A 12019-nucleotide genomic window follows, 5' to 3' on the forward strand; every position below is an offset into this window, starting at 1 on the left:
CTCATTTTCTATAAGAAGTAATTTTATTAACCACAGATTACACAAATCTGCACAGATAATTGCGCATAATTTTAACAACTTCAGATAAAGTATAGTATAAACATTTTTACAAATCCGTGTAATCTGTGGTTAAAATTCTATATACTCTTAATGCAATAAAAATTTCTTTTAGTAAGATCAACACAGTTATAAAGTTTCCTATCTTAATGAGAGTAAGTTTGTATATCAATACCATAATTTAAAAATCTATGGTCTGGAATTTCCAGTTCAAAGTATCAATAAGGATAAGCTGATCCGGCTTTATTGGGAGTTCTGTAATGATTTTTAAAGCCAGCATGGCCATCATGCTGCCTACAATACCCGGAAGCGCTCCCAAAACTCCCAGGCTGTCGCAATCCGGAATATTTTCTTCAAAAGGCAGCTCCGGAAAGATATCCCTGAGGTTTTTACTGCTTTTATAATTAAAAACGGCAACCTGTCCTGAAAAACCCAGTATACTTCCATAAATCAAGGGTTTTCCCAATTTCACACAAGTATCGTTAATTAAATATCTTGCTGTAAAATTATCAGAACAATCGATGATTATATCATATGATGAAATGATTTTTTCTGCGTTAGAAGAATTAATTTTTTCATTTATTGCGGCACATTTTACCTGATGATTAAGTTTTTTCACAAAAAGTTCTGCACTTTTTACTTTTGAGGTTCCAACCGTGTTTTCAGTGTGAATGACCTGGCGGTTCAGGTTGTGAAGCTCTACCTCATCAAAATCCACCACGCCCAAATTTCCGGCTCCGGCTGCTGCAAGGTATTGAATAACGGGACTTCCCAAACCTCCCGCTCCAATCACAAGAACTTTAGACTTGATGATTTTCCGCTGACCATCAAGTCCAATCTCTTCTATGAATATCTGCCGGCTGTATCTTTCGAAAATATCATTACTCATCGCTCATTAATTATTTTGAACCATTAAGATTTTTAAATTCCGCTGTATGCAGAATCCCAGTCTTTCATTACCGGATCATAGCCTGCTTTTCTGATGCTGTTTTTTACTTCTTCCATGCTTCGTTCATCGCTGGTTTCAAACTGTTCCAGAGATTCAACATCCACAGCATAGCCTCCCGGATTTGTTTTTGAGGCAGCACTCATGGTTGTTGCTCCTAAAGAAATGATATGGTTCCTGAATTTTTCATTTTCCCTTGTGGATATTGAAATTTCCAGGTCTTCATTCCAAATTCTGTAGGCACAGATTAATTGCAGGAGATCTTTATCTTCCATGATAAAATTAGGCTCAATAATTCCTTCTGCCGGCCTTAGTCTGGGGAAAGAAACGGAAAACCGACTTTTCCAGAACTGCTTCTGAAGATAATCAATATGAAGTGCATTGAAAAAGCTGTCTACCCGCCAGTCCTCAAGCCCGAGCAACACACCTAACCCAATTTTGTGAATTCCGGCTTTGCCAATTCTGTCCGGTGTATCCAGCCGGAAATGGAAATTTGATTTTTTCCCTTTGGGATGGTATTCTTTATAAACTTCCTGATGATAAGTTTCCTGATACACCAAAACGGAATAAACGCCTTCCTGATGCAACTGCAGATATTCTTCTTCTGATAAAGGCTGTACCTCAATTGAAATGTTGGCAAAATGAGGCTTTAACAGACGGACAGCATTCAGAAAATAGGTAATTCCTACTGTTTTATTAGCTTCTCCGCTTACCAATAAAACGTGGTTGATTCCCATTGATTTTAAGACGGAAGCTTCTATCATGATCTCTGTATCGGAAAGGGTTTTGCGCCTTACATCATTATCAAGGCTGAAACCGCAGTAGGTACAGATATTCTGGCACTCATTGCTGAGATACATGGGTGCATACAGCTGAATGGTTTTTCCAAAACGTTTTTGGGTAAGCTGTCTCGTCATTTTCGCCATCAATTCGAGCTCTGTTGCAGCTGCAGGAGAAAGCAGGTTCAGAAAATCATCCAGAGTTCTATGCTTCTTGTGGAGACTGTTAAGAACATCAGAATGGGTTACTTTTCCGAGTTGAGCTTTTACCTCATCCCAATTATAGTGTTCAAAAATATCTTTAAAGCTGTTCATTACGTTTTACTTTATCATTCAAATAAAAAAGAGGTTAATGGACTTGATGCTTCGGCATGATCTGCTATTGCGCCCAGCCCTGATTCAAAAGCTCTTCTCCCGGCAATCACCCCTTCTTTAAACGCCAGAGCCATATTGACAGGATTTTGCGCTACAGCTATTGCGGTATTCACCAGAACTGCATCTGCTCCCATTTCCATTGCTTTTGCAGCATCCGAAGGCGCTCCTATTCCGGCATCTACTACCACCGGAACATTACTCTGGCTGATAATAATTTCCAGGAAATCCAATGTTCTCAACCCTTTATTAGTCCCGATTGGCGCTCCCAGAGGCATTACTACGGCAGTTCCGGCATCTTCCAGACGTTTGCACAAAACAGGATCTGCATGAATGTAAGGCATCACAATAAATCCGAGTCTGGCTAATTCTTCCGTGGCATAAAGGGTTTCAACAGGATCAGGTAGAAGATATTTGGGATCGGGGTGGATCTCCAGTTTTACCCAGTTTGTTTCCAGAGCTTCTCTTGCGAGCTGTGCTGCCAATACGGCTTCTTTGGCTGTTCTGGCTCCCGAGGTATTAGGTAAAAGATGGACTTTTGCGGGTTTTATAGCTTCCAGCAAACCATCTTCTGAAGATCCGGAATCAATTCTTTTTAAGGCCATGGTCACCATTTCACTTCCTGAAGCGATAATGGAATCGGTCATTTCCGAAAGACTCCCGAATTTTCCCGTTCCTAAAAATAACCTGGACTCGAAAATCCGGTCTGCTATTATTAATTTCTGATTATTCATATCATTGCTTTTTTAAATTCACTGATGACAGCAGGACGGCTGGTGATTTCTCCTGAAACTGCGGCACCATATATTCCGATTTGCTGAAGCAGTTTAATATCCTGAAGTACAATACCTCCTATGGCGTAGATTTTCGGAATGGCGATTGATTTTTCTTTTAAACTTTCAATAATATTCCTGTAGCCTTCAAATCCCAGAATGGGGCTCAATTTTTCTTTTGTTGAAGTAAATCTAAGCGGGCCTAGGCCGATATAATCACAGGGTTCATTTATTCTTTGAAGAACATCTGCAATGGTGTTGGCCGTTCCACCGATTATTTTATTTTTACCTAAAACGTGTCTTGCAATTTCAAGGGACACATCTTTTAAGCCTAAATGAACACCGTCTGCATCAATATTTTTTGCAATATTCACATGGTCATTAATGATACAAACTGCCTGATATTCTGTACAAAGTTTTTTTGAAATTTCACAGAGCTGAAAAAACTCCCTTTCATCGACATTTTTCCAGCGTACCTGTACCCATTTTATTCCATTATCAAGGGCTTTTTGAATATTAAGTTCCTGTTCAGGTTTTGCCAATCCCTGGGATATGTATTGTAATTTTTCCATAATTAAACTGAATGAAAACCCAGTAAAGAAGGGTTACTCTTTAAAAATTTCTCTATGTATAATTTCCCTTTTACGCATGCTGTTTCAAGGTTTTCCCCTTTAGCCAGCCATCCTGTAACAGCTGAAGACAGAACACATCCTGAACCGTGTTTCGGATAATAGGCTGAAGGCTCTCTTATATCCGGCTCCAATAAAATTTCTTTCCCGTTCCAGATCAGGATATCTGTACCTGTTTTATCATTCCTATGCCCTCCTTTGACTAATACAGCAGAAGAATTACCGGACTGATTTAAAAGACCACATTCATGTAAAACATTGTATTCATTATAATTAGGTGTAATAAGGTCAATCTTTTTTAAAACCCCCGTTAAAAGAGGAAGAGTTTTCAGGTCAAAAAAAGAAAACTCCGATGTACTTTTTAATACCGGGTCCCAAATGATTTTTATTTCTGAATTATGTGATCGTATTGTTTCTACAATCTTTTCCAGGAACATAGCATCTTTCACTACTCCTATTTTTAGAGCTTCTATAGAATAATCCTGCATTAAAACATTTATAGATGTCAATATTTCATCTATAGGGCGCCATTCTATACTTAAACACCGGGATTCTGTCTGGACTGTCATCGCTGTACAAACACCCAGCCCCATTACTCCAAGCTGCTCAAATGTTTTTATATCTGCTAAAAGGCCTGCTCCACCCGAGGGATCAAATCCCGCAATACTCATCACAAAAGGACGTCCTGTTTGCATTTTCTGAATGTCTTTAAAGGTTGATCACTTTCCCAAACTGCTCCTAAAAGTGCTGCTCCATCTGCTCCGTTTTCAAATACTTTGCAGATATTGTTTTCATTAACTCCTCCCAAAACAATTAATTTTACGGCTTGGTTATTCCTATATTTAATATTCTCTATTACAGTGGATTCTTTGCCATACCCTTTTTTAGAAATACTGGGAAAAACCGGACTGATAAACGCATATTCCCATTCTTCTCCCAGTACATTATAGGTTTCAATATCGTGAACAGAAGTGGAAATCATATTTCGTCCTTCATAAGACTTATAAATCCCTGCATTCCGGTCAGTTTCCCTGAAATGAAACCGGGAAATACCATGATCCTTCCCCAAATCATAATATCCATGAAGTACCAGCTGAGGATAAAATTTCTCATCAATACGATACAGGAAATTTTTTATTTCTTCCCGGCTTATATTAGGTTTTCTGATGTGGAGCAGATCCAGCCCTTCCCGAAACATTTCGTTAATAATCTCCGTCTCGTTCCGGACTGTTATTTCAGGAGTGATAACAAGGATCATATATAAATTTCTTTTCCTTTTTCAATAAATTCCTGGGATTTGTCCAGCATTCCCTTTTCCGCGGAATCACGGATTTCCTGGGTAATTTTCATGGAACAGAATTTAGGACCGCACATAGAACAGAAATGGGCAATTTTGGCGCCTTCTGCCGGTAAAGTTTCATCGTGATAAGCTCTTGCCGTATCCGGATCTAATGAAAGGTTGAACTGATCTTCCCATCTGAATTCAAACCTGGCTTTGCTTAAGGCATTATCCCTGTATTGTGCTCCCGGGTGCCCTTTCGCAAGATCTGCAGCATGGGCAGCTAATTTGTAAGTAATAACCCCAACTTTTACATCTTCTTTGTTGGGAAGGCCTAAATGTTCTTTAGGAGTTACATAACACAACATGGCACATCCAAACCAGCCAATCATTGCCGCCCCGATTCCTGAAGTGATATGATCGTAACCCGGCGCGATATCCGTTGTTAAAGGTCCTAAAGTGTAAAATGGTGCTTCGTGGCATTCTTCCAGCTGCTTATCCATATTTTCTTTGATCATGTGCATCGGTACATGGCCGGGACCTTCAATCATTACCTGTACATTATGCTTCCATGCGATTTTGGTAAGTTCACCTAACGTTTCCAGTTCTGCAAACTGAGCCGCATCATTGGCATCGGCAATAGATCCGGGACGCAGACCGTCTCCCAAAGAAAAAGCTACATCATACTTCTTCATAATTTCGCAGATCTCTTCAAAGTGTGTGTATAAAAAGTTTTCTTTATGATGGTAAAGACACCATTTTGCTATGATGGAACCTCCTCTGGAAACTATTCCCGTTACTCTTTTAGCAGTAAGATGAATGTATCTCAATAAAACTCCCGCGTGAATAGTAAAGTAAGACACTCCCTGTTCCGCCTGCTCAATTAATGTATCTTTAAAAACTTCCCAGGTAAGATCTTCCGGAACTCCTTTTACTTTTTCCAGCGCCTGGTAAATAGGAACTGTACCAATGGGAACCGGGCTGTTCCTGATAATCCACTCTCTTGTTTCGTGGATGTTTTTCCCTGTGGATAGATCCATAATGGTATCTGCTCCCCAACGGCAGGCCCAGACTGCTTTTTCCACTTCTTCCTCGATGCTGGATGAAACGGCACTGTTTCCGATATTGGCATTAATCTTAACTAAAAAATTTCGCCCGATGATCATCGGCTCGCTTTCCGGATGGTTGATATTATTGGGTATGATCGCTCTTCCGGCAGCAATTTCGTCTCTCACAAACTCAGGAGTGATCTTATTTTTGGGAGTATTGGCTCCGAAGCTGTTTCCCGGATGCTGAGATGTCATTTCTTTGGAAGCTGTTTCCAGCTGTTCAATCCGCTGGTTTTCCCTGATTGCTACATACTCCATTTCCGGGGTGATGATTCCCTGTTTTGCATAATAAAGCTGGGTAAGCTCCATCTCTTCTTTTGCTACTTTCGGTTTGTGATCGTAGCCGAAACGCAGCTCATCAAGACGTGGATCTGCAAGGCGGGCTTTTCCGTATTCTGAGGTAATTCCGTTCAGGATATCTACATCTTTCCTATCCAGAATCCACTGTTCCCTGATCCTTGGAAGCCCTTTTGTGATATCAATGGATGCATTTTCGTCTGTATAAGGACCGGAGGTGTCATAAATGGTTACCGGTTGGTTTTCTTCCAGAGTACCATTAGTAAGCTTTGTGGGACTGAGGTGAATTTCACGCATTGCTACGCTGACAGGGTGTATTTTTCCTTCAACATAAATTTTTCTGGCGTTCGGAAATGGCGAACAGGTGATTGAATGGGCCATAATTTTTGTAGTATTAAATGAGAATTATCCGCCCTGAGTGGCAGTAATGATTAAAACTGAATCTTTATCTTTAAGGAAGGTTTCTGCCCAGGCGGACAGTGGAATAATGCGGTTGTTCAGGGCTACGGCTATTCCTTTTTTCTTTCCGGGTATTTCCATAGCCATGAGCGCTTCCAGATTACCGGGAAGTACTTCAAATGTTTTCGTTGTGTGGTTGATTGTAAGTTCCATTCCTAATTATTTTACATATACTTTAGGAATGGCCCTTATTGTACAATAGAATGTACAGTAAAAGTCATTTACTTTTCCCTACGCTGGTATAATCCAGATCAGGTTCGAAGGGTAAAGTCTCAGTCTGCATATTTACAGACACCCCTAAAGTTGGTTCGAAGTTAGACATTTTTTCAGAACGGACAAAATTTAAATTGAAAAGCCCGGAGCTTTGAAACTCCGGGCTTTTTATTTTTTGTTTAAAAGATCTTATTTTTTAATTGCTTTTATCTGGAAAGCATTTCCTTCTTTCATGGATATGTTAAGAATATACATTCCTGATTTTAAGTCTCCAAGATAGATTTCTTCAGATGGCTTGTCTATAGTTTTCATCATTCTTCCTGCAGTGTCAAAAATCTGAATGGATTTTACTTTTTCAACATCATTAATTGTTATTATATCTTTAAACGGATTAGGATATACTTTCATTTTATCTTTAGCATTAACCTCTGACGTACTTAAACAGGCAGTATCCACTGTTGCCGTAACTGTACTTCTTATACTTTCACATTTGGTACTGATCTGCCAGTCATAAAAATAGTAATAAGATGTTGAGGGACTATTTCCGGTAAGATTTCCCCCAGTCACAGACAATGCCCCCGGAACTGTAAGCGGATAACTGCCCCAGCTACTTCCCGACTCTCTTATCAATCCACTCACACCGCCAGCTCTGGTGAGCATCATTAATTTATAATTGTTCCCGGGAGGAACCGTAAAATTCAAAGGAACGTAAGTTTTTACATATGGAGAGCCGGAACCTGTAAGATTAACCGTAATCGTCTGTAATGTAGCGGCAGGTGAAACATTTCCATCCTGAAGGGCAATTTCTACAGTTCCTGCTCCTGTACCTATTGGATATACATTTACCCCATTGATTGTAATTGTAGAGTAAACATCAAAGAGCAACCCTGCATCCAGGGTATATCCCGATGTGGAAATTGCATTGGTCATTCCTGTTGAAGAAGTTCCTCCCGTTGAAGCTGCTACATAATAAGGCGTTGTACTGCTTAACGCTGGTGTTGTAAAACTCGATCCTGTACCTACTACATTTCCTGCAGTAGCGGCATCATACCAGGTTATGGATGCTCCGGTATCTGCAGTAGCAGACAATGTCGCAGGCTGGTTAGGACAAACAATTGCACCGGCGGTTGTAAGAATGGCCGGCGGCTGACATTGCGTTATTACCTGTACAGGCTGAAGAGACCATACACTTGTGTTCCCTCCTCCGCAATTTGACCTGATCCAGACATAATATGATGTAGAGGGTGCTAATGACCCTATAGAAGTTGAAGTACCCGGAACATTTGGAATTGTTGGAGGTGTAGAAGATGTGGGAGGTGTGCTGGAAGTGCTATAATAAATATCATACCCAGAAGGAGATGATGGAGAAGCAGTCCAGGATATAGCAGCACTGTTATTGGTAGTTGCCCCTCCCGTAAGTGCTGATGCAGCATAACATGTCGGAGGTGTCCAGATATAGGTAAGTCCTGCGGCAGGCATCCCCGGAACTGCATTGGCCGTATTAAATGCCTGTGTACTGCTATTTGCTATACCTGGTGTGGAATTTATAAATTCCAGTGTTGTTGCGTTAAGCCGGGTATTAAAATCAGTGGCAGCATTACCTCTCAGTCCTATCTGGGCAGTTCCTGAAACAGCTGTAGACCCCACTAAATAAGCTCCGCTGCTATACACCATCTGAATAACATTAGAGGTTTCCTGTAAACGGATCTGGAAGGAAAAGGTATAAGCCGCAGTGGTAGAGGTACTGCTGCTTGGCCTGAAATTTTTCCATTGAATAATTGCCTCTCGGTTAGGAGCTGCCCCGGTTGTTTGCCAGCTGATATCACCTGTTGTTCCACTGATATCGAAAACACTGCTCAAATCCCGTCCGAAGACAGAAACTGCTCCTTCATAAGCTGTAGTGCCTGATATGGGCGTTGTGGTAGTGGTCCCCGGAACTGTTGCTCCGAAAGTTATAAATCCGTTCGTGGAAACATTCAGCGTATTATAGGAAATTCCGTTGAATACAAAATTGAATGGCAGGGTTAAGGGGTAAACGTTACTGTTAAGATTGGTTGCAGAAGCATTACCTGTAGCCGCCCCCAATACACTTCCTGATATTGGGCTATAAGTGCCTGTAGCCTGTGAAAAGCCGTAAGCACTTACCTGGGCATCAGCTGCAGTTACAGCTGTAAACATAGCAAAGCAACTGAAAACAGTTTTCAGATGCTTTTTCTTTCCGTTACCGAAAAGAAATTTGTAAAAATAATTCATAATGGAATAGGATTAGATTATCTCCTAAGATATGAAATTTTAACAATATTACATTAAAAAATAAATTACAATAAAATATTTATATTAATTCAAGCAAAAACAAACCAATTAATTATTTGTATTTGAAAAATATTGCAAATAATTTTTTATGAATTTTATATTATAATTTAAAAAAATCCTGCAAATTTTGCAGGATCATTTATTTTATTCTTCACAAGCTCTCCAGATGGCATCGTTCTGTGGAACGGGAGCTATAATCTCTATTTTCTCTTTGGTAACAGGATGAATAAATTCCAGCTTCCTTGCATGAAGATTAATTCCTCCATCCGGATTGGAACGAGGCGCCCCATATTTCAGATCTCCTTTTATAGGAACTCCGGTTTTAGAAAGCTGAGCACGGATCTGGTGATGCCTTCCCGTTTCAAGATCAATTTCAAGAAGCATATAATGATCTAATGCTTTAATCACATGATAAGTCAAGATTGCTTCTTTTGCTCCTTCCGTTGCTTTTGGAAAGACAATGGCTTTATTATTCTTTTCGTTCTTTTTCAGATAATGAACAAGTCTTTGGCTTTGCGGTATCATTTCTTTTCCTACAACAGCCCAATACGTTTTTTTGACCTCTCTGTTCTTTACCATTTGGGTAAGTCGGGAAAGCGCTTTGGAAGTTTTAGCATAAATAACCAGGCCGGAAGTCGGACGGTCTATACGGTGAACCAGGCCGAGAAAAACATTTCCGGGCTTGGCATCTCTTATTTTAATAAAATTTTTAATGGACTCCAGCAAAGATTCATCACCGGTTTTATCACCCTGAACAAGCTGTCCTACCTTCTTATTAACAACCAAAAGGTGGTTGTCTTCATATACAATCTGTTCCTTCATACATTATACGCGCTTTGGCCGACCGATAAAAGAAAGGGCAATTCCCCCAAGCAGACCTATCGTTTTAAGAATCGAAAATTTGGATTCTTCCGGTAAAGTCGCCCCCACTATACAAAGCAGTGCCGCTGCGTACATTATATATGTAAAATTTTTATTGCTGAGTAACGGGGCCTGAAAAAAGAAACTGGCTCCTATCAGGTAATAAAAAACCTTTCGGGAAAGAATAATATTGATTTCGGGAGAAAACAGGTTAAACCAGCCCGCCGCAAGACAGACCAGCGCTGCAATTGATAAAATTCCCTGAATAGTTTGTTGGTTCTGCATCAGTTAGTAACTTTCATTTTCGTTAGGGAATTCAACGTTTTTCACATCTTTTACGTACTGGGCAACTGCTCCTGTAATTTCTGTATAGAGATCAAGGTATCTTCTTAGGAATTTCGGACTGAAACCTTTGTTCATACCAACCATATCGTGATATACCAACACCTGTCCGTCACAGTCAGGGCCAGCTCCAATTCCAATGGTTGGAATGGAAATGCTTTCAGATACTTTTTTGGCCAGATCAGCAGGAATTTTCTCCAAAACTACCGCGAAACAGCCTAATTCTTCCAAAAGCTGTGCATCGGAAATCAATTTTTCAGCTTCCGCTTCGTCTTTTGCTCTTACTTTATAGGTACCGAATTTGTAGATGGACTGCGGTGTTAGCCCCAAATGTCCCATCACAGGAATTCCGGCATTGATGATTTTTTTAATAGATTTTGAGATCTCTTTTCCCCCTTCAATTTTTACGGCATGAGCACCTCCTTCTTTCATCATTCTTACAGCAGATTCCAGCGCTTTTTCAGGATTACTCTGATAAGTCCCGAATGGAAGGTCTGCTACAACAAGAGCCCTGTCCGTTCCTCTTACCACACTTTGGGAATGGTAGATCATCTGATCAAGCGTAATCGGCAATGTTGTTTCAAAACCCGCCATCACATTGGCTGCGGAATCTCCGATCAAAATTGCATCAACTCCTCCCGCATCTACCATTTTAGCGGTAGTAAAATCGTATGCAGTAAGCATTGTTATTTTCTCCTTGTCGAATTTCATTTTTCGCAAGGTTTCAGTGGTAACTTTTTTAATTTCAGAGTGAACAGACATAATTTATCTATTTTTAAAAGTTAAAAAAGTCGGCTTTCGCCGACTTAAGTTTTTGTATGATGGTTATAAAACTACGTGACCTAGTTTCATCAGTTTGTCGTGGTTCAAAATTTTGATGTTTCTTCCGTCTACTTCAATGAGACTGTCCTGTTTAAATTCGGAAATCAAACGGATGGCACTTTCTGTGGCGGTACCAATAATGTTAGCAATCTCTTCTCTTGTAAGCGAGATTTTTATAAATCCTTCCGGATCTACTCCTAATTTCTGCTCAAGAAGAATAAGGATTTCCGCCAGTCTTTCTCTCACTGTTTTCTGAGCAAGGAAAGTGATGGTGTTGGATGATTCTCCGAGTTCATAAGAAATTTTCTGAAGCATTACAAAAGAAAGCTGTGGATCTACCTCAAGAAGGTACATAAAAATATCCGCGGGCAGGAAAATGCATTCAATATCTGTCATAGCCTCTGCCTTTGCCTGGAAATTCTCCCCGCAAAGCAATGAACGATAGCCGATAATATCCCCCTCTTTGATAAATCTTAAAATCTGGTCTTTTCCAAAAGCTCCGGACTTGGAAAGTTTAGCTGCTCCTTTTTCTAAAACATAAACTCCTTTCGGTGTTTCTCCGTCCTCGAAAATGGTGTCGTGTTTCTGAAAACTTAATTTTTTCTTGCCGTTAATATATTTTTCAAAATCAGTGCTAGAAAGTCTTTCCTTAAATGATTTATCATTAAAAACTCTGGCGAACCTCTCTTCAATTGCAATCTGTTGTTCCTGCGACATTTTATATGACATTTATCACAAAAATAGAACTTTTTAACTCGATAAACAAAA

At 40.0% G+C, this 12019-nt stretch carries 13 protein-coding genes and 1 riboswitch; all 13 genes read right to left on the reverse strand.

Translation table 11 applies throughout. From position 1 onward, the window contains the following. Nucleotides 1-238: 238 nt before the first annotated feature. The 13 genes from HNP36_RS10320 to HNP36_RS10380 all read right to left on the reverse strand — a co-directional run bounded on the left by HNP36_RS10320 (nucleotide 239) and on the right by HNP36_RS10380 (nucleotide 11968). A complete protein-coding gene (locus HNP36_RS10320) occupies nucleotides 239-946 on the reverse strand; it encodes a HesA/MoeB/ThiF family protein (protein ID WP_184162621.1) in 708 nt (235 codons plus the stop codon). Nucleotides 947-978: 32 nt separating this feature from the next. Then, nucleotides 979-2097 (reverse strand): 2-iminoacetate synthase ThiH, encoded by a 1119-nt coding sequence (gene thiH, locus HNP36_RS10325; RefSeq protein ID WP_184162624.1) that lies wholly within the window; start codon nucleotides 2095-2097, stop codon nucleotides 979-981. Nucleotides 2098-2111: 14 nt separating this feature from the next. After that, on the reverse strand, nucleotides 2112-2888 hold the full coding sequence (locus tag HNP36_RS10330; protein ID WP_184162627.1) for a thiazole synthase: 777 nt from the start codon (nucleotides 2886-2888) through the stop codon (nucleotides 2112-2114). Further along, nucleotides 2885-3499: a thiamine phosphate synthase gene (thiE, locus tag HNP36_RS10335; RefSeq protein ID WP_184162630.1), complete on the reverse strand. Its 615-nt coding sequence runs from the start codon at nucleotides 3497-3499 to the stop codon at nucleotides 2885-2887. The genes HNP36_RS10330 and thiE overlap by 4 nt, the downstream gene beginning before the upstream one ends. 2 nt (nucleotides 3500-3501) lie before the next feature. Then, nucleotides 3502-4251, reverse strand: coding sequence for a hydroxymethylpyrimidine/phosphomethylpyrimidine kinase (locus HNP36_RS10340; RefSeq protein ID WP_184162632.1), 750 nt, complete (start codon nucleotides 4249-4251; stop codon nucleotides 3502-3504). Further along, a complete protein-coding gene (locus tag HNP36_RS10345; protein ID WP_184162635.1) occupies nucleotides 4227-4814 on the reverse strand; it encodes a thiamine phosphate synthase in 588 nt (195 codons plus the stop codon). Before HNP36_RS10345 ends, HNP36_RS10340 begins: the two co-directional genes overlap by 25 nt. Then, nucleotides 4811-6622 (reverse strand): phosphomethylpyrimidine synthase ThiC, encoded by a 1812-nt coding sequence (thiC, locus tag HNP36_RS10350; protein WP_184162637.1) that lies wholly within the window; start codon nucleotides 6620-6622, stop codon nucleotides 4811-4813. The genes HNP36_RS10345 and thiC overlap by 4 nt, the downstream gene beginning before the upstream one ends. Before the next feature lie 24 nt (nucleotides 6623-6646). After that, the gene (gene thiS / locus HNP36_RS10355) at nucleotides 6647-6853 is read right to left on the reverse strand and encodes a sulfur carrier protein ThiS (protein WP_184162641.1); all 207 of its coding nucleotides are present in this window, start codon (nucleotides 6851-6853) and stop codon (nucleotides 6647-6649) included. Nucleotides 6854-6911: 58 nt separating this feature from the next. Continuing rightward, nucleotides 6912-7009: riboswitch (TPP riboswitch) on the reverse strand. 93 nt (nucleotides 7010-7102) lie between these two features. Continuing rightward, on the reverse strand, nucleotides 7103-9166 hold the full coding sequence (locus HNP36_RS10360; RefSeq protein WP_184162644.1) for a T9SS type A sorting domain-containing protein: 2064 nt from the start codon (nucleotides 9164-9166) through the stop codon (nucleotides 7103-7105). A 204-nt stretch (nucleotides 9167-9370) separates the two neighbouring features. Then, nucleotides 9371-10048, reverse strand: a complete 678-nt coding sequence (locus HNP36_RS10365; RefSeq protein WP_184162647.1) for an RluA family pseudouridine synthase — start codon at nucleotides 10046-10048, stop codon at nucleotides 9371-9373. Between the two features lie 3 nt (nucleotides 10049-10051). Next, nucleotides 10052-10372: a hypothetical protein gene (locus HNP36_RS10370; protein ID WP_184162650.1), complete on the reverse strand. Its 321-nt coding sequence runs from the start codon at nucleotides 10370-10372 to the stop codon at nucleotides 10052-10054. Between the two features lie 3 nt (nucleotides 10373-10375). Continuing rightward, nucleotides 10376-11191, reverse strand: a complete 816-nt coding sequence (gene panB / locus HNP36_RS10375; protein WP_184162653.1) for a 3-methyl-2-oxobutanoate hydroxymethyltransferase — start codon at nucleotides 11189-11191, stop codon at nucleotides 10376-10378. Between the two features lie 63 nt (nucleotides 11192-11254). After that, a complete protein-coding gene (locus tag HNP36_RS10380) occupies nucleotides 11255-11968 on the reverse strand; it encodes a Crp/Fnr family transcriptional regulator (RefSeq protein WP_184162675.1) in 714 nt (237 codons plus the stop codon). Between the last annotated feature and the right edge of the window lie 51 nt (nucleotides 11969-12019).

It is taken from the genome of Chryseobacterium shigense, from assembly GCF_014207845.1.
Lineage (GTDB): Bacteria > Bacteroidota > Bacteroidia > Flavobacteriales > Weeksellaceae > Chryseobacterium > Chryseobacterium shigense_A.

Excerpts from the sequence above, each read along its gene's own strand:
- HNP36_RS10370 (WP_184162650.1), bottom strand. The coding sequence starts at position 10,372 with ATGCAGAACCAACAAACTATTCAGGGAATTTTATCAATTGCAGCGCTG.
- HNP36_RS10380 (WP_184162675.1), bottom strand. The coding sequence starts at position 11,968 with ATGTCGCAGGAACAACAGATTGCAATTGAAGAGAGGTTCGCCAGAGTT.
- HNP36_RS10365 (WP_184162647.1), bottom strand. The coding sequence starts at position 10,048 with ATGAAGGAACAGATTGTATATGAAGACAACCACCTTTTGGTTGTTAAT.
- HNP36_RS10360 (WP_184162644.1), bottom strand. The coding sequence starts at position 9,166 with ATGAATTATTTTTACAAATTTCTTTTCGGTAACGGAAAGAAAAAGCAT.
- HNP36_RS10340 (WP_184162632.1), bottom strand. The coding sequence starts at position 4,251 with ATGCAAACAGGACGTCCTTTTGTGATGAGTATTGCGGGATTTGATCCC.
- HNP36_RS10345 (WP_184162635.1), bottom strand. The coding sequence starts at position 4,814 with ATGATCCTTGTTATCACTCCTGAAATAACAGTCCGGAACGAGACGGAG.
- thiH (WP_184162624.1), bottom strand. The coding sequence starts at position 2,097 with ATGAACAGCTTTAAAGATATTTTTGAACACTATAATTGGGATGAGGTA.
- thiS (WP_184162641.1), bottom strand. The coding sequence starts at position 6,853 with ATGGAACTTACAATCAACCACACAACGAAAACATTTGAAGTACTTCCC.
- HNP36_RS10330 (WP_184162627.1), bottom strand. The coding sequence starts at position 2,888 with ATGAATAATCAGAAATTAATAATAGCAGACCGGATTTTCGAGTCCAGG.
- panB (WP_184162653.1), bottom strand. The coding sequence starts at position 11,191 with ATGTCTGTTCACTCTGAAATTAAAAAAGTTACCACTGAAACCTTGCGA.
- thiC (WP_184162637.1), bottom strand. The coding sequence starts at position 6,622 with ATGGCCCATTCAATCACCTGTTCGCCATTTCCGAACGCCAGAAAAATT.
- thiE (WP_184162630.1), bottom strand. The coding sequence starts at position 3,499 with ATGGAAAAATTACAATACATATCCCAGGGATTGGCAAAACCTGAACAG.
- HNP36_RS10320 (WP_184162621.1), bottom strand. The coding sequence starts at position 946 with ATGAGTAATGATATTTTCGAAAGATACAGCCGGCAGATATTCATAGAA.